General features: G+C 56.0%; 23 protein-coding genes and 1 pseudogene. 12 read left to right on the forward strand and 12 right to left on the reverse strand.

Annotated features, from left to right (window positions below; all coding sequences use genetic code 11):
- Positions 1-48 precede the first annotated feature (48 nt).
- From pstS to phoU, 5 genes are all read left to right on the forward strand, one after another.
- Positions 49-1,089 carry a phosphate ABC transporter substrate-binding protein PstS gene (gene pstS, locus ACTJJA_RS17355; RefSeq protein ID WP_010426579.1) on the forward strand — a complete coding sequence of 347 codons (1,041 nt, stop codon included), beginning with the start codon at positions 49-51 and terminating at the stop codon, positions 1,087-1,089.
- A gap of 128 nt (positions 1,090-1,217) precedes the next feature.
- The gene (gene pstC, locus ACTJJA_RS17360) at positions 1,218-2,177 is read left to right on the forward strand and encodes a phosphate ABC transporter permease PstC (protein WP_023333924.1); all 960 of its coding nucleotides are present in this window, start codon (positions 1,218-1,220) and stop codon (positions 2,175-2,177) included.
- On the forward strand, positions 2,177-3,067 hold the full coding sequence (gene pstA / locus ACTJJA_RS17365; RefSeq protein WP_010426576.1) for a phosphate ABC transporter permease PstA: 891 nt from the start codon (positions 2,177-2,179) through the stop codon (positions 3,065-3,067). Before pstC ends, pstA begins: the two co-directional genes overlap by 1 nt.
- A 47-nt stretch (positions 3,068-3,114) precedes the next feature.
- Complete coding sequence (gene pstB / locus ACTJJA_RS17370) at positions 3,115-3,888, forward strand: phosphate ABC transporter ATP-binding protein PstB (protein WP_010426574.1); 774 nt, start codon at positions 3,115-3,117, stop codon at positions 3,886-3,888.
- Between the two features lie 26 nt (positions 3,889-3,914).
- Positions 3,915-4,640, forward strand: coding sequence for a phosphate signaling complex protein PhoU (gene phoU, locus ACTJJA_RS17375; RefSeq protein ID WP_008500182.1), 726 nt, complete (start codon positions 3,915-3,917; stop codon positions 4,638-4,640).
- Between the two features lie 67 nt (positions 4,641-4,707).
- Here the strand turns inward: phoU and yieH are convergent, their stop codons facing one another.
- Positions 4,708-5,373 carry a 6-phosphogluconate phosphatase gene (gene yieH / locus ACTJJA_RS17380; RefSeq protein WP_089598336.1) on the reverse strand — a complete coding sequence of 222 codons (666 nt, stop codon included), beginning with the start codon at positions 5,371-5,373 and terminating at the stop codon, positions 4,708-4,710.
- 165 nt (positions 5,374-5,538) lie between these two features.
- Between yieH and adeP the strand changes: the two genes are divergently transcribed.
- Positions 5,539-6,876 carry an adenine permease AdeP gene (adeP, locus tag ACTJJA_RS17385; protein ID WP_440668793.1) on the forward strand — a complete coding sequence of 446 codons (1,338 nt, stop codon included), beginning with the start codon at positions 5,539-5,541 and terminating at the stop codon, positions 6,874-6,876.
- 62 nt (positions 6,877-6,938) lie between these two features.
- Here adeP and ACTJJA_RS17390 read toward each other — a convergent pair whose 3' ends face one another.
- The 10 genes and pseudogenes from ACTJJA_RS17390 to ACTJJA_RS17435 form a co-directional block, all read right to left on the reverse strand.
- Positions 6,939-7,505 carry an NADPH-dependent FMN reductase gene (locus ACTJJA_RS17390; protein WP_014833835.1) on the reverse strand — a complete coding sequence of 189 codons (567 nt, stop codon included), beginning with the start codon at positions 7,503-7,505 and terminating at the stop codon, positions 6,939-6,941.
- Between the two features lie 36 nt (positions 7,506-7,541).
- Positions 7,542-8,288: a 4'-phosphopantetheinyl transferase family protein gene (locus tag ACTJJA_RS17395; RefSeq protein WP_172701409.1), complete on the reverse strand. Its 747-nt coding sequence runs from the start codon at positions 8,286-8,288 to the stop codon at positions 7,542-7,544.
- 122 nt (positions 8,289-8,410) lie between these two features.
- The gene (gene yidZ / locus ACTJJA_RS17400) at positions 8,411-9,382 is read right to left on the reverse strand and encodes an HTH-type transcriptional regulator YidZ (protein ID WP_440668794.1); all 972 of its coding nucleotides are present in this window, start codon (positions 9,380-9,382) and stop codon (positions 8,411-8,413) included.
- Entirely contained in the window at positions 9,351-10,526 is a 1,176-nt protein-coding gene (locus tag ACTJJA_RS17405; RefSeq protein ID WP_431139400.1) for an MFS transporter, read from the reverse strand. The genes yidZ and ACTJJA_RS17405 overlap by 32 nt, the downstream gene beginning before the upstream one ends.
- 111 nt (positions 10,527-10,637) lie before the next feature.
- Positions 10,638-12,002: a tRNA uridine-5-carboxymethylaminomethyl(34) synthesis GTPase MnmE gene (gene mnmE / locus ACTJJA_RS17410; RefSeq protein ID WP_032662070.1), complete on the reverse strand. Its 1,365-nt coding sequence runs from the start codon at positions 12,000-12,002 to the stop codon at positions 10,638-10,640.
- Positions 12,003-12,074: 72 nt separating this feature from the next.
- Positions 12,075-13,715, reverse strand: a complete 1,641-nt coding sequence (gene yidC, locus ACTJJA_RS17415) for a membrane protein insertase YidC (RefSeq protein ID WP_089598331.1) — start codon at positions 13,713-13,715, stop codon at positions 12,075-12,077.
- A gap of 2 nt (positions 13,716-13,717) precedes the next feature.
- A complete protein-coding gene (gene yidD, locus ACTJJA_RS17420) occupies positions 13,718-13,975 on the reverse strand; it encodes a membrane protein insertion efficiency factor YidD (protein WP_001307474.1) in 258 nt (85 codons plus the stop codon).
- Positions 13,939-14,298, reverse strand: coding sequence for a ribonuclease P protein component (rnpA, locus tag ACTJJA_RS17425; protein WP_010426559.1), 360 nt, complete (start codon positions 14,296-14,298; stop codon positions 13,939-13,941). The genes yidD and rnpA overlap by 37 nt, the downstream gene beginning before the upstream one ends.
- Before the next feature lie 16 nt (positions 14,299-14,314).
- Positions 14,315-14,455: a 50S ribosomal protein L34 gene (gene rpmH / locus ACTJJA_RS17430; RefSeq protein ID WP_000831330.1), complete on the reverse strand. Its 141-nt coding sequence runs from the start codon at positions 14,453-14,455 to the stop codon at positions 14,315-14,317.
- A 228-nt stretch (positions 14,456-14,683) separates the two neighbouring features.
- A pseudogene (locus tag ACTJJA_RS17435) lies at positions 14,684-14,734 on the reverse strand (hypothetical protein); the annotation flags it as partial.
- 322 nt (positions 14,735-15,056) lie between these two features.
- Between ACTJJA_RS17435 and dnaA the strand changes: the two are divergent.
- From dnaA to gyrB, 4 genes are read left to right on the forward strand one after another with little or no spacing between them, the layout of a single operon-like run.
- A complete protein-coding gene (dnaA, locus tag ACTJJA_RS17440) occupies positions 15,057-16,451 on the forward strand; it encodes a chromosomal replication initiator protein DnaA (protein WP_010426558.1) in 1,395 nt (464 codons plus the stop codon).
- 4 nt (positions 16,452-16,455) lie between these two features.
- Positions 16,456-17,556, forward strand: coding sequence for a DNA polymerase III subunit beta (dnaN, locus tag ACTJJA_RS17445; RefSeq protein WP_010426557.1), 1,101 nt, complete (start codon positions 16,456-16,458; stop codon positions 17,554-17,556).
- Positions 17,556-18,629 carry a DNA replication/repair protein RecF gene (gene recF / locus ACTJJA_RS17450; protein WP_010426556.1) on the forward strand — a complete coding sequence of 358 codons (1,074 nt, stop codon included), beginning with the start codon at positions 17,556-17,558 and terminating at the stop codon, positions 18,627-18,629. Before dnaN ends, recF begins: the two co-directional genes overlap by 1 nt.
- A gap of 28 nt (positions 18,630-18,657) precedes the next feature.
- Entirely contained in the window at positions 18,658-21,069 is a 2,412-nt protein-coding gene (gyrB, locus tag ACTJJA_RS17455) for a DNA topoisomerase (ATP-hydrolyzing) subunit B (RefSeq protein WP_126815755.1), read from the forward strand.
- 32 nt (positions 21,070-21,101) lie between these two features.
- Here the strand turns inward: gyrB and ACTJJA_RS17460 are convergent, their stop codons facing one another.
- The gene (locus tag ACTJJA_RS17460; RefSeq protein WP_440668795.1) at positions 21,102-22,037 is read right to left on the reverse strand and encodes a LysR family transcriptional regulator; all 936 of its coding nucleotides are present in this window, start codon (positions 22,035-22,037) and stop codon (positions 21,102-21,104) included.
- 110 nt (positions 22,038-22,147) lie between these two features.
- Here ACTJJA_RS17460 and ACTJJA_RS17465 point away from each other — a divergent pair, with 110 nt between their 5' ends.
- Positions 22,148-23,173 carry a zinc-dependent alcohol dehydrogenase family protein gene (locus tag ACTJJA_RS17465; RefSeq protein WP_440668796.1) on the forward strand — a complete coding sequence of 342 codons (1,026 nt, stop codon included), beginning with the start codon at positions 22,148-22,150 and terminating at the stop codon, positions 23,171-23,173.
- A 115-nt stretch (positions 23,174-23,288) separates the two neighbouring features.
- Positions 23,289-24,101, forward strand: a complete 813-nt coding sequence (gene yidA, locus ACTJJA_RS17470) for a sugar-phosphatase (protein ID WP_120159009.1) — start codon at positions 23,289-23,291, stop codon at positions 24,099-24,101.
- Positions 24,102-24,178 lie beyond the last annotated feature (77 nt).

Here is a 24,178-nt window from a genome sequence, read left to right on the forward strand (position 1 = left end):
ATCGTAGCCACTTAAACAATGATTTACGAAATCCTTGCAGGAGACATTATGAAAGTTATGCGTACCACTGTCGCAACTGTTGTCGCCGCGACCTTATCGATGAGCGCTTTCTCTGCATTCGCAGCAGCAAGCCTGACTGGCGCTGGTGCAACCTTCCCTGCGCCGGTGTATGCCAAATGGGCAGATACCTACCAGAAAGAAACCGGTAACAAGGTTAACTATCAGGGTATCGGCTCCTCCGGTGGCGTAAAACAAATTACCGCTAACACCGTAGATTTCGGTGCGTCAGATGCCCCTCTGTCTGATGAAAAACTGAATCAGGAAGGCCTGTTCCAGTTCCCGACCGTGATCGGCGGCGTTGTGCTGGCCGTTAACATCCCTGGCCTGAAGTCAGGCGAGCTGGTGCTGGACGGCAAAACCCTGGGTGACATCTACCTGGGTAAAATCAAAAAATGGGATGACGAAGCCATCACCAAACTGAACCCGGGCGTTAAGCTGCCTTCGCAGAATATCGCTGTGGTTCGTCGTGCTGACGGTTCCGGTACCTCCTTCGTCTTCACCAGCTATCTGGCGAAAGTGAACGAAGAGTGGAAATCTAAAGTCGGCTCCGGCTCTACCGTTAACTGGCCAACCGGTCTGGGCGGTAAAGGTAACGACGGTATCGCCGCGTTCGTACAGCGTCTGCCAGGCTCCATCGGTTACGTAGAATACGCTTACGCTAAGCAGAACAACCTGGCTTACACCAAACTGGTTTCAGCTGACGGTAAACCGGTTAGCCCGACCGAAGAGAACTTTGCTAACGCCGCAAAAGGCGCTGACTGGAGCAAATCCTTCGCGCAGGACCTGACTAACCAGAAAGGCGACGACGCGTGGCCAATCACCTCTACGACGTTCATTCTGATTCACAAAGATCAGAAGAAACCAGAGCAGGGTACTGAAGTGCTGAAGTTCTTCGACTGGGCATACAAAAATGGTGGCAAACAGGCTAACGACCTGGATTACGCCAGCCTGCCAGACAGCGTGGTTGAGCAGATTCGTGCTGCATGGAAAACCAACGTGAAAGACAGCAGCGGTAAAGCGCTGTACTAACAGGATATATTTAACGAAGATGGCGGGTGGCGCTGCGCTTACCCGCCCTACGGTTTAATCTGTAGGCCCGGTAAGCGTTAGCGCCACCGGGCATATTCGTAAAAACGTCTCAAACAGAAGAGTGATTTATGGCTGCAACCAAGCCTGCATTTAACCCTCCGGGTAAAAAAGGTGACATGATTTTCAGCGCGCTGGTCAAACTGGCTGCGCTGATTGTGCTATTGCTGCTGGGCGGCATTATCGTGTCTCTGATTTTCTCCTCCTGGCCGAGCATCCAGAAATTTGGGTTCTCCTTCCTGTGGACTAAAGAGTGGGACGCGCCGAACGATATCTACGGAGCCCTGGTGCCAATTTACGGCACGCTGGTGACCTCGTTCATCGCCCTGCTGATTGCGGTTCCGGTGAGCTTTGGTATTGCTCTGTTCCTGACGGAGCTGGCGCCTGGCTGGCTGCGACGCCCGCTCGGTATTGCTATCGAACTGCTGGCGGCCATTCCAAGTATCGTTTACGGCATGTGGGGTCTGTTCATCTTTGCTCCGCTGTTCGCAACGTACTTCCAGGAGCCGGTCGGTAACGTGCTTTCCGCCATTCCGTTTGTGGGGGCCCTGTTCTCAGGCCCGGCATTCGGTATCGGTATTCTGGCAGCGGGTGTGATCCTCGCCATTATGATTATTCCTTACATTGCGGCGGTTATGCGCGATGTCTTCGAACAGACCCCGGTGATGATGAAAGAGTCAGCCTACGGTATCGGCTGCACCACCTGGGAAGTTATCTGGCGCATTGTTCTTCCGTTCACCAAAAATGGGGTGATCGGGGGCGTGATGCTGGGCTTAGGTCGTGCGCTGGGTGAAACCATGGCGGTTACCTTTATCATCGGTAACACCTACCAGCTCGACAGCGTGTCGCTCTACATGCCGGGCAACAGTATTACCTCTGCACTGGCAAACGAATTTGCGGAAGCGGAATCCGGCCTGCACGTTGCGGCGCTGATGGAGCTGGGGCTGATTCTGTTTGTTATCACCTTCATTGTTCTGGCGATTTCCAAGCTGATGATTATGCGTCTCGCTAAAAATGAGGGAGCGCGCTAATGGCAACTCTCGAAATGCAAGCTACCGCTGAACTGGCGGAGTCCCGCCGCAAAATGCAGGCCAAACGCCGCATAAAAAACCGGATTGCGTTAACGCTCTCTATGGCGACGATGGCATTCGGCCTGTTCTGGCTGGTCTGGATCCTCTTCTCGACGATCGTTCGTGGAATTGACGGTATGTCGCTGGCGCTGTTCACCGAGATGACGCCTCCGCCAAACACGGCGGGTGGTGGTCTGGCGAACGCCCTGGCGGGTAGCGGCCTGCTGATCCTGTGGGCGACGGTCTTCGGCACGCCGCTGGGCATTATGGCGGGCATCTACCTGGCAGAATATGGGCGTAAATCCTGGCTGGCGGAAGTGATTCGCTTCATCAACGACATTCTGCTGTCCGCGCCGTCTATCGTGGTGGGTTTGTTCGTCTACACCGTCGTGGTGGCGCAGATGGAACACTTCTCCGGCTGGGCGGGTGTGATTGCGCTGGCGCTGCTGCAGGTGCCTATCGTCATTCGTACCACCGAGAACATGCTGAAACTGGTGCCGGACAGCCTGCGTGAAGCGGCTTACGCGCTGGGTACGCCGAAATGGAAGATGATCTCCGCGATTACGCTGAAAGCGTCTATCTCCGGGATCATGACCGGTATCCTGCTGGCGATTGCGCGTATTGCAGGTGAAACGGCGCCACTGCTGTTTACATCCCTCTCCAACCAGTTCTGGAGTACGGACATGATGCAGCCGATCGCCAACCTGCCGGTGACGATTTTTAAATTTGCGATGAGCCCATTCGCGGAGTGGCAGCAGCTGGCCTGGGCCGGGGTGCTGATCATTACCCTTTGCGTACTGTTGCTGAACATTCTGGCGCGCGTCATTTTCGCGAAGAAGAAACACGGTTAAATTTTTACGGCGCGGCAGCTCGCGGCGCCGAATGAGGAAATGAGTCAATGAGTATGGTTGATACTGCCCCGGGTAAGATTCAGGTTCGTGATTTGAACTTCTACTACGGCAAATTCCATGCCCTGAAGAACATCAACCTGGATATCGCGAAGAACCAGGTCACGGCATTTATCGGTCCATCCGGCTGTGGAAAATCCACGCTGCTGCGTACCTTTAACAAAATGTATTCGCTCTATCCGGAGCAGCGCGCCGAAGGTGAAATCATCCTGGACGGCGAAAACATTCTGACCCAGGCCCAGGATATCGCCCTGCTGCGTGCCAAAGTAGGTATGGTGTTCCAGAAACCCACGCCGTTCCCGATGTCGATTTATGACAACATCGCCTTTGGCGTGCGCCTGTTTGAAAAGCTCTCCCGCGCCGATATGGACGAGCGCGTGCAGTGGGCGTTGACCAAGGCCGCATTATGGAACGAAACCAAAGATAAATTGCACCAGAGCGGTTACTCTCTCTCCGGTGGTCAGCAGCAGCGTCTGTGCATTGCGCGCGGTATCGCCATTCGCCCGGAAGTGTTGCTGCTGGATGAGCCGTGTTCAGCGCTGGACCCGATCTCAACCGGCCGTATTGAAGAGCTCATCACCGAGCTGAAGCAGGATTACACCGTTGTTATCGTGACCCACAACATGCAACAGGCTGCGCGTTGTTCCGATCATACGGCGTTTATGTATCTGGGCGAGTTGATTGAGTTCAGCGATACGGATGCGCTGTTCACCAGGCCCGCGAAGAAACAAACCGAAGATTATATTACTGGCCGCTACGGTTGATTTGCCTTAGTGCATGTGGAGAAACCATGGACAACCTCAATCTTAATAAACACATTTCCGGCCAGTTCAACGCAGAGCTGGAAAGCATTCGCACCCAGGTGATGACCATGGGCGGCATGGTCGAGCAGCAGCTTTCTGATGCAATTACGGCGATGCACAACCAGGACAGCGAGCTGGCGAAGCGCGTCATTGAAGGCGACAAAAACGTCAACATGATGGAAGTGGCTATCGACGAAGCCTGCGTGCGCATTATCGCGAAACGCCAGCCGACGGCGAGCGATCTGCGTCTGGTGATGGCGATCATCAAGACCATTGCCGAGCTGGAGCGTATTGGTGACGTTGCGGATAAAATCTGCCGCACCGCGCTGGAGAAGTTCTCTCAGCAGCACCAGCCGCTGCTGGTGAGCCTGGAGTCGCTGGGCCGTCACACCGTGCAGATGCTGCACGACGTGCTCGATGCCTTTGCGCGTATGGATCTGGACGAAGCGGTGCGTATTTACCGTGAAGACAAGAAAGTCGACCAGGAGTATGAAGGCATCGTGCGTCAGCTGATGACCTACATGATGGAAGATTCCCGTACCATCCCAAGCGTACTGACTGCCCTGTTCTGCGCGCGCTCCATCGAGCGTATTGGCGACCGCTGCCAGAACATTTGCGAATACATCTTCTACTTCGTGAAAGGTCAGGACTTCCGTCACGTGGGCGGCGACGAGCTGGACAAGCTGCTGGCGGGTAAAGATCCGAAAGAGTGATGTTTGTGGCGGGGCCCTACGAGCCTTGTAGGCCGGATAAGCGTTAGCGCCATCCGGCTTTGTTTTTTCAGCGAGTAATATCCCACCCGCGCGCCTTCCACAGTTCCGGCAGTTGTGCCAGATCGGTAAAGGTTGTCACGTTTGGATGCTCGATCGGCTTGTTGTGCGGATCGGCGCAGAAGTAAAACACCTCCATGCCCGCATCAATCCCCGACTGTGCACCCGCGGACGAATCATCCACCAGAATGCAGTTCTCGACGTTGACGTTCATCGCTTTTGCCGCATGGAACATCAGCGCCGGATCGGGCTTCCAGCGCTGGATATCGTAGCCGCTGAACAGTTTTTCCGGGAAATGGTGCAACATCTCAAGCTTGCCCAGCGAGTGCTGCATTTTGCTGACCGGGCCGTTAGAGACCACGCAGATTGGCACCGTCATCGCATCCAGCAACGCGTTAGCCCCGGCGATAACTTCCAGCTCGGAGTCGAACAGGCGTGCGACCTCGGCGCGGTACACCGGTTCCAGATCGGCTTTCGCCAGATCCACACCGTGTTCCTGGTTAATGATGTCGATGATCTCATACAGCTTCACGCCCTTAAAGCGTTTGAACACCTCTTCGAGATCGAGCGTAATGCCAAATTCCTGGAACATGGCCACATATGCGCGGGAACAAATGACCTCACTGTCGACCAGCGTTCCGTCGCAGTCGAAAAATACCGCTTCAATTCCGGACATGCCTTTCCCTTTTAACAAGTTTAACGTTTACGTACGGCAGTTTAACGAGACGCAATCGTTGCCGTATAAGCAAAATCAATGAAAAAAGTATCTCATAACCGCCACTATTGTCGCATTTTGGTATAGGATAGCGACGAATTTTCCCTCCTTGTTCGGAAATTGATGATGAGTCAACAACACACAACCCAGACATCTGGTCAGGGTCTGCTTGAGCGCGTGTTCAAACTGCGCGAGCACGGCACGACGGCACGCACCGAAGTGATCGCCGGTTTCACCACCTTCCTGACGATGGTGTATATCGTTTTTGTTAACCCGCAAATTCTGGGCGTTGCTGGCATGGATACCAGCGCCGTCTTCGTGACCACCTGTCTGATTGCCGCCCTTGGCAGCATCCTGATGGGCGTGTTCGCTAACCTGCCGGTTGCGCTGGCACCGGCAATGGGTCTGAATGCGTTCTTCGCGTTCGTGGTCGTTCAGGCGATGGGCCTGCCGTGGCAGGTTGGCATGGGCGCTATCTTCTGGGGCGCCGTTGGCCTGCTGCTGCTGACCATTTTCCGCGTGCGCTACTGGATGATTGCCAATATCCCGGTGAGCCTGCGCGTGGGTATCACCAGCGGTATCGGCCTGTTCATCGGCATGATGGGTCTGAAAAACGCCGGTGTGATCGTGGCGAACCCGGAAACGCTGGTGAGCATCGGCAACCTGACCTCTCACAGCGTGCTGCTGGGCGTGCTGGGCTTCTTTATCATCGCGATCCTGGCTTCCCGCAATATTCACGCGGCGGTGCTGGTGTCCATCGTGGTCACCACGCTGCTGGGCTGGATGCTGGGCGATGTCCAGTATCACGGGATCGTCTCCGCGCCACCGAGCGTCTCTACCGTTATTGGTCACGTTGACCTGGCGGGCTCCCTGAACCTCGGTCTGGCGGGCGTGATTTTCTCCTTCATGCTGGTTAACCTGTTTGACTCCTCCGGTACGCTGATCGGCGTGACCGACAAAGCGGGTCTGGCGGACGAGAAAGGCAAATTCCCGCGCATGAAGCAGGCGCTGTTTGTGGACAGCGTCTCCTCCGTCGCTGGCTCTTTCATCGGCACCTCGTCTGTTACCGCTTACATTGAATCCTCTTCCGGCGTCTCTGTGGGTGGCCGTACCGGCCTGACGGCGGTTGTCGTCGGCCTGCTGTTCCTGCTGGTGATCTTCCTTTCTCCGCTGGCGGGGATGGTTCCACCGTATGCGGCCGCAGGCGCGCTGATCTACGTAGGCGTGCTGATGACGTCCAGCCTGGCGCGCGTGAAATGGGAAGATTTAACCGAAGCGGTACCGGCGTTTATCACCGCCGTGATGATGCCGTTCAGCTTCTCGATTACCGAAGGTATCGCGCTGGGCTTTATCTCTTACTGCGTGATGAAGGTCGGTACGGGTCGCTTCCGCGAACTGAGCCCGTGTGTGATCGTTGTAGCACTGCTGTTTGTGCTGAAGATTGTGTTTATCGACGCCAAATAAACATGTTTGTTCCCTCTCCCCGTGGGAGAGGGCCAGGGTGAGGGCATCAGGCCGCAATGAGCTTACGCCTTCACCCGCTTAATATAATCCCCAAACGCGGTCAGCTGACCAGAAAGATGGTCACGCGTGCTCTGATCCACCACTTCACCCGTCTGCGGGTCGACCTTGTTCTGAATCACACCGCCCATAAACTCCGGCTTGTTCATCACCATCGCATCCAGGAACACCAGGATCTGGCGCAGGTGATACTGGCAGCGCGCGCCGCCAATCGCGCCCATCGAGCTGGTCTGGATCAGAACCGGTTTGCCTGACAGCGGCTGTTCAGGCAAACGGGACAGCCAGTCAATGGCATTCTTCAGGCCGCCCGGCACCGAGTAGTTATACTCTGGCGTGACGATGACCACCCCGTCAGCCTGGCGAATTTGCTCCGCCAGCGCCTCAACGCTCTGCGGGAATCCCTCTTCCTGCTGAACGTCAGCATCGTAAAGCGGAATATCGCCAATGGACGGCAGGGCGCTAATTTCCATCCCCGCAGGTGCCAGCTGTGGCAGGGTGCGGGCGACCATCCCGTTAAATGAACCTTTGCGCAGGCTTCCCAGTAACGTAACAACTTTCAACGTATCAGACATGATTACTCCTGTTTCATCATGATGACCCTGAATGGATCAGCTAAGAGTGATTGCTTTTTCTGCCGGTAAACTGGTTAAACGCATCAGGCGCGCGGCGGGCTCGTTGGCGCGCTCGGGCACATCAGGAAGGCTACGCCATCCCTGTTGACTGTCAAATTCCCAGATTTTCATGCGTTCGATGGCCGGGGTGACGGCAATGGACCAGATCAACACGTCCTCGGCATCGCTGAGCGCTTCAACCAGCGTGGCTCTCGTGGCACGCAGGCGTCCCGATCCTGGCAGGAGTTGCAACAGGCTGGCATCGTCAGACGCACACCCACAGAGCTTACGAATGCTCTGACGCAGGGTAATGAGTTGGGCTCTGGCTTCAACAGGATCGTTTTGATTGCGTACCCACAGCTTTTCATTGCTGGAAAGCGGGTAGTCGTTATGCGCGTTAGCACCGTGGAAGCTGCGCGTCGCGCGCTGAAGTTCCATATCCAGTCCACAGTCGCCTTCGGTAGTGAGTGCGACACCAATAATGTTGCCAGTATAGGCGATGGAAAACCGGGGGAGTTCCGGGTCAGCGAAGACCGGACGGCCTTCTGGCTGGATAATAATGTCCGGTAGCTCACTGGTGCCGTAGAGCATGAACATAAGCTCAGCGAGAAGTGCTCTGGAGGCTAAAAACCGCGTCCTGCGGTGCTCCGGAAGCGTGAGCGCTTCACTGTGACAGGCTGAAGAAATTCTGGCCGATACGAGATGTCCGTCTGTAAGTATCCCTCTTGCAAAGTGCGTTGCCATTTTTCGCTCCTTGATAATGGTCGTAATCGGTTAAACGGTTACATGATTATCGCTTAACTTGACTCCTGTTTTAATCAGTAAATCGGCGTAAGAGAAGACTTAGGACCGAACTTTACATTTTCTTAGGCAAAAACAGGACCTGGAGCGGCGTACAGCGCTTTGATTGTTTCACGCAGCCAAAGGATTTTGGGGTTATGGCTGTTCCGTTTATGCCAAATCATGGTGAAGGGCACGGTCAGCTTTTCAGCCTGCGCTTCGTCAATGGGAATAGGAAGTGCGATCAGTTTTCGCTGGTGGAGCTGATTGTAGTGATGGCAGTAGTAAGGTGCGGTGGCGATATAGTTATGGCCGGGCTGTGCAGCCATAAACATCGACTGCTCGAAGCCGGGCAGGCTCATGGCGATATTACGCTCGCGCCCCATCTCTCTTAGCACCTCGTCGAGCGCCCAGGTGTCGCTGCGTTCCCAGAAAATGCTGATATGCGGGTAGCGCAGAAAGGTCTCCAGGTTCCACTCCTCCTGGAGCGCCGGATGATCCTCACGCAGATACACGCACGGACGGTCGCTAAACAGGATCTCGTAGTCGATAAACCACGGCATTAGCTTCAGCAATTCACGCGATCGCGGGTGCGTTTCGCGCCCGGTGAATCCCAGATCCACCTCTCCACGCGTAATAGCGTCCAGCGAATCGTAATCCCAGTGGCGCATCTTCACCGTAGCCTGCGGATAGCGCTGGTTCACCTGCTCCAGCAGGGCGTTAAAGCGGATCAGCATCAACGGCGTTTCGGCGGCCAGCACGAACGTCAGCCCGCCCGGGGAGTCATGGTGAAATTTATCGAGGATCTGATTGCCAATCTGCATCCAGTCGGCCAGATCCTGCTCCAGGCTTACCGTCAGCGGGGTAGGCAGCAGCCCTAACGGCGTTTTCACAAACAGCGGGTCTTCGAACCAGTCGCGCAGCTTGGCCAGTGATTTACTCACCGCAGACGGCGTCACGTTCATCCGCTTCGCGGCTTTGGTGACGCTGCGCTCCTGCAGCAAAAGCTGCAGGCAAAGCAGGAGATTAAGATCGAGACTGCTGATGGGCTTCTTCATAATGCGCCGCGGGCTGGATGACCATAAGTAAGGTAATGCAGACAATGCTACAGCCAATCAGAATCCCGATCAGCATATTCAGCGCGTTAAGACCAAGAACGGCTGCCAGCCAAATCCACAGCGATGAACCACAGACCTGCGCAATGCCCAATACCGAACTAGCTACACCCGCGCGCAGCGAGAACGGCCCGAGCGCCTGGCTCATCGCCACGCCAAAGCCGACGGAAAAACCGGCGCAGATGAGCGTGATGCCCACCAGCATCACCGCGTGCGAACTCGCGGTCGCCAGAATCACGCCTGCGGCAAGGAACAATGCCTGTGAGGCCAGCATCAGCGTGCGCTGGCGAAAGATATTCAGCGCAAACGGGGTAGAAAATGAGACAGCCATACTGACCATCGCGGTCAGTGCCATCACCGTTGAATACTGACCGCGATCGAAGCCCATGGTTTCCATCAGCAAGACAGGGGAAACGTTTACATAGGTCAGGATCACCGCCACGCTTAACGTGGTCACGGCCAGTCGGCTGAGGAAAAAGCGGTTAAGCAGCTTTTCAGCTGGGTGAAGGGTTGCGGTGTGGCCCGTATTCTGCGAGCCGGGATGGGTCTCTTTCAGTACGGTGATAGACAAAATAAAGACCAGCGCACCCATCGCCGCCATGGTCCAGAACAGGCTCTGCCACGGGAATTTCAGCATGATCAGGTAGCCCACTACGGGTGCCAGCACCGGGATGATGCAGGTAATACCGTTCAGCATCGACAGCACTTTGGCGCGGCGCTGGGCGCTTAAGGTGTCACGCAAAATCGCAAAGGCGACGACGTAACAGCCACCGGCTCCAATGCCCTGAATGAAGCGGCCCGACAGGAACAGGGTGCTGTTTTGCGCCTGTGAGCAGAGAATGGACGCCATGGCAAAAATGATGGCACCTGTTATCGCGACAGGCTGACGGCCTGCTTTATCCGCAATCTTCCCGGCAAACACCATCGACGACGCCATCCCCGCGAGGTAGGCCGAAAACGCGATGTGCAGTTGCGCTTCGCTGGCACCCAGATCGCGGGCGATGTGGGGGAGTCCCACCAGATACATATCAATGCCCGACGGATAAAGCAGAACCAACGCGAAACTACAAAACAGAAAACGAGCCATAAACCCCCCATAAATGCAGGCATGCAGGATAGGGGGTGAAAAGGGATTAGGCGAGTTGCCATTTGGACAATGGTGATTTCCCTGGAGGAAATCACCATGACTGAGCGGGTATTACTTACCGATACAGAAGCTTGAGAAAATCCTTCCCAGCAGATCGTCCGACGTAAACTCCCCGGTGATCTCGCTCAGATTCTGCTGCGCCAGGCGCAGTTCTTCCGCAAGCAGTTCGCCCGCCCACGCGCCGATCAGCTGCGCTTTACCCTGAACAAGGTGGTTCGCCGCCTCTTCCAGCGCCTGCAGGTGACGGCGACGCGCCAGGAAGCCGCCTTCCATGCTGGTGTCAAAGCCCATGCTCTGCTTGAGATGGTTACGCAGGTCGTCAACGCCTTCACCGGTACGCGCCGACAGGCGAATCAGTGAGTGACCGTTCACATCGCTGATGCCCAGCGTTTCGCCGGTGACGTCCGCTTTGTTACGCACCACGGTGATCGGCAGCTTGGCCGGAAGACGGGCGATAAAGTCTGGCCAGATGTCAGCCGGGTCGACGGCGTCGGTCGTGGTGCCGTCCACCATAAACAGCACGCGGTCGGCCTGCTCGATCTCCTGCCAGGCGCGTTCGATACCGATGCGTTCGACCTCGTCGCTCGCGTCGCGCAGACCGGCGGTGTCGATGATATGCAGCGGCATCCCGTCGATGTGGATATGCTCGCGCAGCACGTCGCGGGTGGTTCCGGCAATGTCGGTGACGATTGCCGCTTCACGGCCCGCCAGGGCGTTCAGCAGGCTCGATTTCCCGGCGTTAGGGCGTCCGGCAATCACCACCTTCATCCCTTCACGCAGCAGGCTACCCTGGCGCGCTTCGGCACGCACGGCGTCGAGATCGTTCATCACCTGGTTGAGCTGGGCTTCGATTTTACCGTCAGAGAGGAAGTCGATCTCCTCATCCGGGAAGTCGATAGCCGCTTCGACGTAGATGCGCAGGTGAGTAAGTGCTTCCACTAGGTGATTCACGCGCGCGGAGAATGCCCCCTGCAGCGAGTTCAGGGCGGAGCGGGCCGCCTGTTCAGAACTGGCGTCGATCAGGTCAGCAATCGCCTCGGCCTGCGCCAGGTCGAGCTTGTCGTTGAGGAAAGCACGCTCGGAAAACTCGCCCGGCTTCGCAATGCGCAGGCCCGGCAGGGTCAGAATACGTTTTAACAGCAGGTCGAGGATAACCGGGCCGCCGTGGCCCTGCAGCTCCAGCACGTCTTCGCCGGTAAAGGAGTTCGGGCCGGGGAACCACAGCGCAATGCCCTGGTCCAGCGGCGTGCCGTCGGTATCTTTAAACGGCAGGTAATCAGCGTAGCGCGGCTTTGGCAGTTTACCCAGCACCGCTTCGGCCACCTCGCGCGCCTTCAGGCCGGAGATGCGCAGAATGCCTACACCACCGCGTCCCGGTGGGGTTGCCTGGGCGACGATAGTGTCGTTATGGCTCATGGTTGGTCTCGTTCAATACAAATAAAAAAGGCGGTCAATCGACCGCCCTTATTTTAGCGTTAACTTACCGAATCAGGACTTTTTCTTTTCGCGGCTATGCAGGCCACGTTTTTCCAGACCACGGTAAATCAGCTGCTGCTGGATGATGGTCACCAGGTTGCTGACGATATAGTACAGCACCAGACCTGACGGGAACCACAGGAAGAACACGGTGAAGATGACCGGCATAAAGGTCATGATCTTCTGCTGCATCGGGTCGGTCACGGTGGTCGGTGACATCTTCTGGATGAAGAACATCGTCACGCCCATCAGGATCGGCAGGATGTAGTACGGGTCCTGTGCAGACAGGTCATGGATCCACAGTGCGAACGGCGCATGGCGCAGCTCAACGGAGCCCATCAGCATGTAGTACAGCGCAAGGAAGATTGGCATCTGAATCAGCAGCGGGAAGCAACCACCCAGTGGGTTCACTTTCTCTGCTTTATACAGGGCCATCATTTCCTGGCTCTGACGCTGTTTGTCATCGCCCAGACGCTCACGCATAGCCTGAATCTTCGGCTGCAGCATGCGCATCTTCGCCATGGAGGTGTACTGCGCTTTAGTCAGCGGGTACATGATGCCACGAACGATGAAGGTGATAACGATGATGGAGAAGCCCCAGTTACCCAGGAAGCTGTGGATGAACTTCAGCAGCTTAAACAGCGGCTGAGAGATGAACCACAACCAGCCGTAATCGACGGTCAGATCCAGGTGCGGCGCAACAGCAGCCATTTTGTCCTGGATTTCCGGGCCGACCCACAGGGTGCTTGCCAGCTTACCGGTTTGACCCGGCTGCACCAGAACCGGCTGAGACTTGTAGCCGATAGCTGCAATACCGTTGCCCAGGTTCGCGGTGTAGAAGTTATTCGTACCGTCGTTATTCGGGATCCACGCGGTCGCGAAATACTGCTGCAGCATGGCCACCCAACCGCCTTTGGAGCTGACGTTCAGGTTTTCGTTATCGGCAATGGTGTCGAATTTGTATTTCTCGTACTTCGCATCAGGCGTGGAGTACGCCGCGCCGCGGAAGGTATGCAGCGCAAAGTTGCTGCTTCCAGTGTCACGGTGGGACGGCAGATTGATGGACTGCTTCAGCTGACCAAAGGTCGAGATTTCCAGCGGTTTCTCACCGGCGTTCTGTACGCTGTAGCCCACGTTCACCGCATATTCACCGCGTTTCAGGGTGAAGGTTTTGGTGAAGGTGTTGCCCGCGGCGTCGGTGTAGGTCATCGGGATAGCGAGTTCGTTCTGACCATCGGCCAGCACAAAGGTATCACTCTCGACGGTATACAGCGGACGCGCACCGTTAGCCGGGTTATCCGGGCCATCACGACCGGTCAGGCCACTCTGAGCCTGATACAGGAACTCAGGTGTGGTTTCCAGTAACTGGAACGGTTCGGTAGACTTCAGCTCTTTCGGGTAGGTCAACAGCAGCGCCTGCTCAACATCACCACCACGGGTGTTGATAGTCAGCTCAAGCACATCGGTCTTAACCGTAATCTGTTTCCCCTGGCCACTGGCCGGTACGCCCTGGTCGGCGGCACTCCCCTGGCTGCTCGTCGTCTGCGTGGTCTGCTGCTGGGGTTGAGGATTTTTATCCTGTTCCCATGCTTGCCAGATCATGAAAGACACGAACAACAAAGCGATGATAAGAAGATTGCGTTGCGAATCCATCGTTAGTGTTCTCTGGTATCAAAGGGTCCTGGAGGGACGGGGTCGTCTCCACCTGGGTGTAAAGGGTGGCATTTTAATACGCGTTTCACCGTCAACCAACTGCCTTTTATCACTCCAAACCTGCGCAATGCCTCAATTCCGTAGCTTGAGCATGTTGGCGTGAAACGGCAATGTGGCCCGAGTAGCGGACTAATCAGGCGCTGATAGACCCGAATGAGGGCTATCAGGACCCGTGAGCCAGGCGACAGTGGCGGCGCCATAATTTTTCCAACGCTTCCGAGAGAGCACGGTTATCGAGGTCGGCAACCCCCCTTTTCGCCACCACCACGAAATCCATAGAAGGCAGTTCGTGTTGACGTAAACGGAAGCTTTCACGCGTCAGACGTTTAATCCGATTGCGTTCATGCGCACGCTTAACATTTTTCTTGGCGACTGTGAGACCGATGCGGGGATGCCCCAGCGAATTTTGGCGGCCGAGGATGGTGATTTGCGGCGTGCCAGCCCGTTGTGGCTGCTGGAAGACGAAAGTGAAATGAGTGGGAGTTAACAAACGTAACTCCCTGGGAAATGCTAGCTTAACCACTCAGGGGTTAGCTTTATTACTTGGAAACGGTCAGACGAGCGCGGCCTTTAGCACGACGACGTGCCAGAACCTGACGACCATTTTTAGTAGCCATACGAGCACGGAAGCCGTGAGAACGGTTGCGCTTCAGTACAGACGGTTGAAAAGTGCGTTTCATGGCGATTTCTACCTAAACTTGAATAAATTCACTGACTTTTGCGTATACCCGAACGAGTTTCGAACGACTAACGCCTCAGCGTGGGTGATTAAAGAGGCCGGATTGTAATAATTGTACACTCCGGAGTCAATTCTCTTTCCTTATTTCCCGCGTATTTCCGCACGTTTTCGCGTGGAAAATGAGCAACGGACGACGCAGGAAGATGAGCATCACGCGCCGGGTCGAGGATTATACGGGCTCCCGAACAAAGCGCAAGGATCGTCCCGGATCTTCGTTAGATCATTTAAGCAATAAATTGTCTGTGCTCATTAATTTTTCCAATATGCGGGCTAAATCGTGGGGCACTCGCGTCAGGATCGTTTACACTTACCCGGTTTCGGATCTTCCTGTGGATAAATCGGGAAGAATCTGTGAGAAACAGAAGATCTCTGGCTCAGTTTAGGCTATGATCCGCGGTCCCGATCGGGATCCCAGGATCCTGGTCAGGATTAAATTGCAGATAGCAATTCGCACATCCCCCTTTTGCACAGGGTCATGTCGATGTGCGCCAACAATCATGAATATTCAATAGTTTTCTTTTATTGTTCGAGTGGAGTCCGCCGTGTCACTTTCGCTTTGGCAGCAGTGTCTTGCCCGATTGCAGGATGAGTTACCAGCCACAGAATTCAGTATGTGGATCCGCCCGTTGCAGGCGGAACTGAGCGATAACACGCTGGCTTTGTATGCGCCAAACCGTTTTGTGCTCGATTGGGTAAGGGACAAGTACCTTAATAACATCAATGGGCTGCTGAACGATTTCTGCGGGTCAGATGCCCCACAGCTGCGCTTTGAAGTGGGCACAAAGCCGGTCACCCAAACCGTACGTGAAACCGTGAACGTAGCCGCGCCTGCTCAGGCCGCTCCTGCTCCGGCCCCTCGCGTCGCACCTGCTCGTCAGGGCTGGGATAACGTCCCTGCGCCCGCTGAGCCAACCTATCGCTCTAACGTTAACGTTAAGCACACCTTCGATAACTTCGTTGAAGGTAAGTCGAACCAGCTGGCGCGCGCGGCGGCCCGTCAGGTTGCTGATAACCCCGGTGGTGCTTATAACCCGCTGTTCCTTTATGGCGGCACGGGTCTGGGTAAAACGCACCTGCTGCATGCGGTGGGTAACGGCATTATGGCGCGCAAGCCTAATGCGAAAGTGGTGTATATGCACTCCGAGCGCTTCGTTCAGGACATGGTAAAAGCCCTGCAAAACAATGCGATCGAAGAGTTTAAACGCTACTATCGTTCCGTTGACGCGCTGCTGATCGATGACATCCAGTTCTTTGCTAATAAAGAACGATCGCAGGAAGAATTTTTCCATACCTTCAACGCCCTGCTGGAAGGCAATCAGCAGATCATTTTGACCTCGGATCGTTATCCAAAAGAGATCAACGGCGTTGAAGATCGTCTAAAATCCCGCTTCGGCTGGGGCCTGACCGTGGCGATCGAGCCACCGGAGCTGGAAACCCGCGTCGCGATCCTGATGAAGAAAGCCGATGAAAACGACATTCGCCTGCCGGGTGAAGTGGCGTTCTTTATTGCCAAGCGTCTGCGCTCCAACGTGCGCGAGCTGGAAGGCGCGCTGAACCGTGTGATTGCCAACGCCAACTTCACCGGTCGTGCGATCACCATCGATTTTGTGCGTGAAGCGCTGCGCGATTTGCTGGCATTGCAGGAAAAACTGGTCACCATCGACAATATTCAAAAGACGGTGGCTGAGTACTACAAGATCAAAGTGGCAGATTTACTGTCTAAACGTCGTTCCCGCTCGGTGGCGCGTCCGCGTCAGATGGCGATGGCGCTGGCAAAGGAGTTAACCAACCACAGTCTGCCGGAAATCGGGGATGCGTTTGGTGGCCGTGACCATACGACCGTGCTGCACGCTTGTCGTAAGATTGAGCAGTTACGCGAAGAAAGCCACGACATAAAAGAAGATTTTTCCAATTTAATCAGAACATTATCATCGTGACGCTATGAAATTTACCGTTGAACGTGAACATTTATTAAAACCGCTGCAACAGGTGAGTGGCCCATTAGGTGGCCGCCCAACGCTGCCTATTCTCGGAAACCTGCTGCTTCAGGTCGCGGACGGTACGCTGTCGCTGACCGGCACGGATCTGGAAATGGAAATGATCGCACGCGTTACGCTGACTCAGCCGCACGACGCGGGCGCGACCACGGTTCCGGCACGTAAATTCTTTGATATCTGCCGTGGGCTGCCGGAAGGCGCTGAAATCGCCGTGCAGCTGGAAGGCGACCGCATGCTGGTGCGTTCTGGCCGCAGCCGTTTCTCGCTCTCCACGCTGCCTGCTGCAGACTTCCCGAACCTGGACGACTGGCAGAGCGAAGTTGAATTCACCCTGCCACAGGCGACGATGAAGCGTCTGATTGAAGCCACGCAGTTCTCCATGGCGCATCAGGACGTTCGTTACTATTTAAACGGCATGCTGTTCGAAACCGAAGGTGAAGAGCTGCGTACCGTAGCCACCGACGGCCACCGTCTGGCGGTCTGTTCTATGCCGATTGGCGACTCACTGCCAAACCATTCGGTGATCGTGCCGCGTAAAGGGGTGATTGAGCTGATGCGTATGCTCGACGGTGGCGACACGCCGCTGCGCGTGCAGATCGGCAGCAACAACATCCGCGCACACGTGGGTGATTTTGTCTTCACCTCGAAGCTGGTTGACGGTCGTTTCCCTGATTATCGCCGCGTATTGCCGAAGAACCCGGACAAAACGCTGGAAGCAGGCTGCGACAGCCTCAAGCAGGCCTTTGCCCGTGCCGCGATCCTCTCTAACGAGAAATTCCGCGGCGTGCGCCTGTACGTGAGTGAAAACCAGATCAAAATCACCGCTAACAACCCGGAGCAGGAAGAGGCAGAAGAAATTCTGGACGTCACCTACGCCGGAACCGAGATGGAAATCGGCTTTAACGTCAGCTACGTGCTGGATGTGCTCAATGCACTGAAATGCGAGAACGTGCGTATTCTGCTGACCGACTCCGTTTCAAGCGTACAGATTGAAGATGCGGCCAGCCAAAGCGCGGCTTATGTTGTCATGCCAATGAGACTGTAATGTCGCTCACCCGTCTGTTGATCCGCGACTTTCGCAATATCGAAAGCGCGGATCTCGCTTTATCCCCTGGCTTTAACTTCCTGGTTGGCGCAAACGGCAGCGGCAAAACCAGCGTGCTGGAAGCCATCTATACGCTCGGCCACGGTCGGGCGTTTCGCAGTTTGCAGATTGGTCGCGTCATTCGCCACGAGCAGGAATCCTTTGTTCTGCACGGTCGTTTGCAGGGGGCGGAGCGGGAAACCGCCATTGGCTTGACCAAAGACAAGCAGGGCGACAGCAAGGTGCGCATCGACGGCACCGACGGCCATAAAGTGGCAGAGCTGGCGCTGCTGATGCCAATGCAGCTGATTACGCCGGAGGGGTTTACTTTACTCAACGGCGGCCCCAAATACAGAAGAGCGTTCCTCGACTGGGGATGCTTTCACAACGAAGCCGGTTTCTTTAACGCCTGGAGCAACCTGAAGCGCCTGCTAAAGCAGCGTAACGCCGCGTTGCGCCAGGTTACACGCTACGCCCAGCTGCGTCCGTGGGATAGGGAATTAATCCCTCTCGCGGAACAAATCAGCAACTGGCGTGCCGAATACAGCGCAGGTATCGCCGAAGACATGGCCGACACCTGCAAACAGTTTTTACCCGAATTCTCTCTCACCTTCTCCTTCCAGCGCGGCTGGGAGAAAGAGACGGATTATGCCGAGGTGTTAGAGAGAAACTTCGAGCGCGACCGCATGCTGACCTACACCGCGCACGGCCCGCACAAGGCGGATTTCCGCATTCGTGCCGACGGTGCGCCGGTGGAAGACACGCTGTCGCGCGGGCAGCTCAAGCTCCTGATGTGTGCGCTGCGCCTGGCACAGGGCGAGTTTCTCACCCGCGAGAGCGGAAGACGCTGCCTGTACCTGATAGATGATTTTGCCTCGGAACTCGACGACGCGCGGCGCGGACTGCTTGCCAGCCGCTTAAAAGCCACGCAGTCGCAGGTTTTCGTCAGCGCCATTAGCGCTGAACACGTTATAGACATGTCGGACGAAAATTCGAAGATGTTTACCGTGGAAAAGGGTAAAATAACGGATTAACCCAAGTTGAAATGAGCGAGAAACGTTGATGTCGAATTCTTATGACTCCTCCAGTATCAAAGTCCTGAAAGGACTGGATGCGGTGCGTAAGCGCCCGGGTATGTATATCGGCGACACGGATGACGGCACCGGTCTGCACCACATGGTATTCGAGGTGGTAGATAACGCTATCGACGAAGCGCTCGCGGGTCACTGTAAAGACATCGTGGTCACCATCCATGCGGACAACTCCGTCTCCGTCACCGATGATGGTCGTGGCATCCCAACCGGTATTCACCCGGAAGAGGGCGTATCTGCTGCGGAAGTGATCATGACCGTCCTGCATGCAGGCGGTAAATTCGACGATAACTCCTATAAAGTTTCCGGCGGCCTGCACGGCGTAGGTGTCTCCGTGGTTAACGCCCTGTCGCAGAAGCTGGAGCTGGTTATTCAGCGCGAAGGCAAAATTCACCGTCAGCTGTATACGCACGGCGTGCCGCAGGCACCGCTGGCCGTCACCGGCGATACCGACAAAACCGGTACCCTGGTACGTTTCTGGCCGAGCCATGAAACCTTCACCAACGTCACCGAATTCGAGTACGACATCCTGGCGAAACGCCTGCGCGAACTGTCGTTCCTGAACTCCGGCGTGTCTATTCGCCTGAAAGATAAGCGTGACGGCAAAGAAGACCACTTCCATTACGAAGGTGGTATCAAAGCGTTTGTTGAGTATCTGAACAAGAACAAAACGCCAATTCACCCAAATATCTTCTATTTCTCCACCGAAAAAGACGGTATCGGCGTGGAAGTGGCGCTGCAGTGGAACGACGGGTTCCAGGAAAACATCTACTGCTTCACCAACAACATTCCACAGCGTGACGGCGGTACGCACCTTGCAGGCTTCCGTGCGGCGATGACCCGTACCCTGAACGCCTACATGGACAAAGAAGGCTACAGCAAGAAAGCGAAAGTCAGCGCCACCGGTGACGACGCCCGTGAAGGCCTGATTGCCGTGGTTTCCGTGAAGGTGCCGGATCCGAAGTTCTCCTCACAGACCAAAGACAAGCTGGTCTCTTCTGAGGTGAAATCGGCGGTTGAACAGCAGATGAACGAACTGCTGAGCGAATACCTGCTGGAAAACCCGTCCGACGCGAAAATCGTGGTGGGCAAAATTATTGATGCGGCGCGTGCCCGTGAAGCGGCGCGTAAAGCCCGTGAAATGACCCGTCGTAAAGGCGCGCTGGACTTAGCAGGCCTGCCGGGCAAACTGGCCGACTGCCAGGAACGCGACCCGGCGCTGTCTGAACTGTACCTCGTGGAAGGGGACTCCGCGGGCGGTTCTGCGAAGCAGGGCCGTAACCGTAAGAACCAGGCGATTCTGCCGCTGAAGGGTAAAATCCTCAACGTTGAGAAAGCCCGTTTCGACAAGATGCTCTCTTCTCAGGAAGTGGCGACGCTTATCACCGCGCTGGGCTGCGGCATCGGCCGTGATGAGTACAACCCGGACAAGCTGCGCTACCACAGCATCATCATCATGACCGATGCGGACGTCGACGGCTCGCACATCCGTACGCTGCTGTTGACCTTCTTCTATCGTCAGATGCCTGAGATCGTTGAGCGTGGCCATGTCTACATTGCACAGCCGCCGCTGTACAAAGTGAAGAAAGGCAAGCAGGAACAGTACATTAAAGACGACGAAGCGATGGATCAGTACCAAATCGCGATCGCGCTTGATGGTGCGACCCTGCATGCGAACTCTCACGCCCCTGCACTGGCCGGTGAGCCGCTGGAGCGTCTGGTGTCCGAGTTCAACGCCACGCAGAAAATGATCACGCGTATGGAACGCCGTTATCCGAAAACGCTGCTGAAGGAGCTGGTTTATCAGCCAACCCTGACCGAAGCCGATCTTAGCGACGAGCAGACCGTGACACGCTGGGTGAACGCTCTGGTGACCGATCTGAACGAGAAAGAGCAGCACGGCAGCATGTGGAAATGCGATATTCAGCAGAACGCCGATCATCAATTCGAGCCAATTATTCGCGTGCGTACCCACGGCGTTGATACCGACTACCCGCTGGAACACGAGTTTGTGACCGGTCCGGAATACCGCCGTATCTGCTCGCTCGGCGAGACGCTGCGCGGGCTGATCGAAGACGATGCGTTCATCGAACGTGGCGAACGTCGTCAGCCGGTAGCCAGCTTCGAGCAGGCGCTGGACTGGCTGGTGAAAGAGTCCCGTCGTGGCCTCGCGATCCAGCGCTATAAAGGTCTGGGCGAAATGAACCCGGACCAGCTGTGGGAAACCACCATGGATCCGGAAAGCCGCCGCATGCTGCGCGTGACCGTTAAAGACGCGATTGCTGCGGACCAGCTGTTCACGACCCTGATGGGCGATGCGGTTGAACCACGTCGTGCCTTCATCGAAGAGAACGCCCTGAAAGCGGCGAACATCGATATTTAATGCCGTTACACGGAAAAAAACAGGCCGCGCTTTTAGCGCGGCTTTTTTGTGGGCGCAGGCATATCCAGCGACAGCATTGACGGTAAACGGCTGGCTAGCGTATCGACGGCAATTCTGACCCTCAGCGGCAGATGCGGCGTCTGCTGCCACACCGCATGAACGTCGAAATGCACATCCGGTGCCTGCTTCAGGAGCGGGACGAGCTTACCCTGGTGAATATCTTTGACGACCATCCAGCAGGGCAGCCATGCAATGCCGTGTCCGGCCAGCGCAGCGTCGCAGATCGCCTGCAAATCATCCATGTTGAGCGACGATCGGGGTGTAAAGGTGCGCGACGTTCCTTCGCTATCCATCAGCTGCCAGGGCAATACTCTGCCTGCGCGCAGATAATTAATTGCCGTATGCTGGGGTAAATCATCAACGCTTTGTGGCTGGCCTTTCTTCAGCAGATACTCCGGCGCGGCGCACAGCACCATGCGGTGTTCCCCCAGCCTTCTGGCGACCAGAACGCTGCTGTCCTGAAGCGTGCCGTTACGCACCGCCATATCAAACCCTTCCTCCACCAGATCCACCACACGGTCGCTGAATGACATTTCAAGCTCAAGCCCGGGGTGTTCCTGCGCCAGTGCGATCAGCAGCGGGGCGACGCACTGGCGACCAAACAGCACCGGCATGGCAACGCGCAGGCGGCCGCTAACCTGCTGTTTTCCAGTTTCAAGCAGCGATTCCGCACCCCGAATCTCCTCAAGCGCCCGCAGGCAGCGTTCATAAAAAAGCGCGCCGTTATCGGTCAGACTCTGGCTGCGGGTGGTGCGGTGAAAAAGACGTACCCCCAGCCGCTCTTCAAGGCGGGCAATGCTTTTTCCTACCGCCGAGCGTGACAAATGCAGACGAATGGCGGCCTGCGCGAAACTTCCCGCCTCAACGGCGGCCACAAAAACAGGAATATCCTTCAGCGTATCGGTCATGGATTGTATCTATTGTGGCGTCAATGAAGAGAAAACTTATCGCCACTGGCGACGCTTAGTCAACGGTAGACTGTCGTTACTAAAGTTCAACTGATGGCAGGAGACAGACAATGACAGAGACAATGCAACGCTGGTCTATGGACGCCCTCGGGCGCGAGAGCCTCAAGCTCATAAAGGAACCCGTTCCACAGCCCGGCCCGGGTGAGATCCGCGTGCGGGTGAATGCCGTTGCGCTTAACTATCGCGATAAAATGGTTGTTGAAGGCACAATGCCGATCCCGCTTTCCTTCCCGTTTACCCCGGCGTCTGACATGGCGGGCGTGGTGGACAGCATTGGTGAAGGTGTTACGCGCTTCAAACCCGGCGCGCGGGTCATCTCAACCTTCTTCCCTGAGTGGATTGACGGTAAACCGCAGGCGGACGCGCGCAATCTCCCCTATAAAACGTCCGGCGGATACTTCCAGGGTATGCTGGCCGAGTATGTGATTGTGAAGGAAGACGCGCTGGTGGCCTCTCCGGAGACCCTGGATGACGCCGAGGCCAGCACGCTGCCCTGCGCAGGACTTACCGCCTGGTTTGCGCTGGTGGAGCGCGGCCAGCTGCGCGCCGGGCAATCGGTGCTGGTGCAGGGCACGGGCGGCGTGGCGCTCTTTGCTTTGCAAATCGCAAAAGCGCACGGCGCGGAGGTGTTTGTCACCTCGGGAAGCGATGAAAAACTGGCGCAGGCCAAAAAACTGGGGGCTAATCAGGGCATCAACCGTCTGAAGGGCGACTGGGCTGAAAATACGCTGGCGCTCACGCAGGATCGCGGCATCGACCATATTATCGAAACCGTAGGGGGAGAGAACCTGAAGCATTCCCTGCGCGCCGTTGCCGTTCACGGGCGTATCTCCGTGATTGGCGTGCTGGCCGGGACGGAGATTACGCTCCCAGCTGGCGAACTGCTGCTGAAATCCCCCGTCATTCAGGGGATTGGCGTAGGACACCGCCGGGCGCTGGAAGATTTCGTCCGCGCCGTGGATGTGACCGGACTGAAACCTGTGATCGAACATCGCTACCGTTTTAACGAGCTTGAACAGGCGTTTGAACACCTCGATCGCGGCGCGTTTGGCAAAATCGTCCTTACCCGCGAGTAAGTCAGCGCTCCCCGGGATTTGCGTAAAAGGGGTGTTTCTGTTGCGCAATGTAGCTCTATTTTTGTGGGCTTAATCGCGTTAGCATGAGGCAGCACTCATTTATCCCGGGGATCTCATGGCTATCAAACTCATTGCAATCGACATGGACGGCACGCTGCTGCTGCCAGACCACACCATCTCTCCAGCCGTTAAAAACGCGATCGCCGCCGCCCGCGCGAAGGGCGTGAATGTGGTCCTGACCACGGGCCGTCCGTATGCGGGCGTACACAGCTACCTGAAAGAGCTGCACATGAATCAGCCTGGCGACTACTGCATCACCTACAACGGTGCGCTGGTGCAGAAAGCGGCAGACGGCAGCACGGTGGCGCAAACCGCGCTGAACTATGATGACTACCTGTTCCTGGAAAAACTGTCCCGCGAAGTGGGGTCGCACTTCCACGCGCTGGATCGTAACACGCTGTACACCGCTAACCGCGACATCAGCTACTACACGGTGCATGAATCCTTTGTCGCGACGATCCCGCTGGTGTTCTGTGAAGCCGAGAAGATGGACCCGGCGACCCAGTTCCTGAAAGTGATGATGATCGACGAGCCGGAAATCCTGGATAAAGCCATCGCACGCATTCCGGCGGAGGTAAAAGAGAAGTACACCGTGCTCAAAAGCGCGCCGTACTTCCTCGAAATCCTCGATAAACGCGTCAATAAAGGCACAGGCGTAAAATCGCTTGCTGATGCGCTGGGTATCAAGCCGGAAGAGATCATGGCGCTGGGCGACCAGGAAAACGACATCGCGATGATTGAGTTCGCGGGCATGGGCGTGGCGATGGATAACGCCATTCCGTCGGTGAAAGAAGTGGCCAACTTCGTGACCAAATCCAACCTGGAAGACGGCGTTGCCTACGCTATCGAGAAGTTTGTGCTTCAGTAACGCTTATTTTTAATCATCAGCCTCGGTTATCAACCGGGGCTTTTTTTTGCGCTGAATTTATTGAATTGTTCTTTTTG

The organism is Enterobacter sp. 22452 (genome assembly GCF_052045065.1).
Lineage (GTDB): Bacteria > Pseudomonadota > Gammaproteobacteria > Enterobacterales > Enterobacteriaceae > Enterobacter > Enterobacter mori.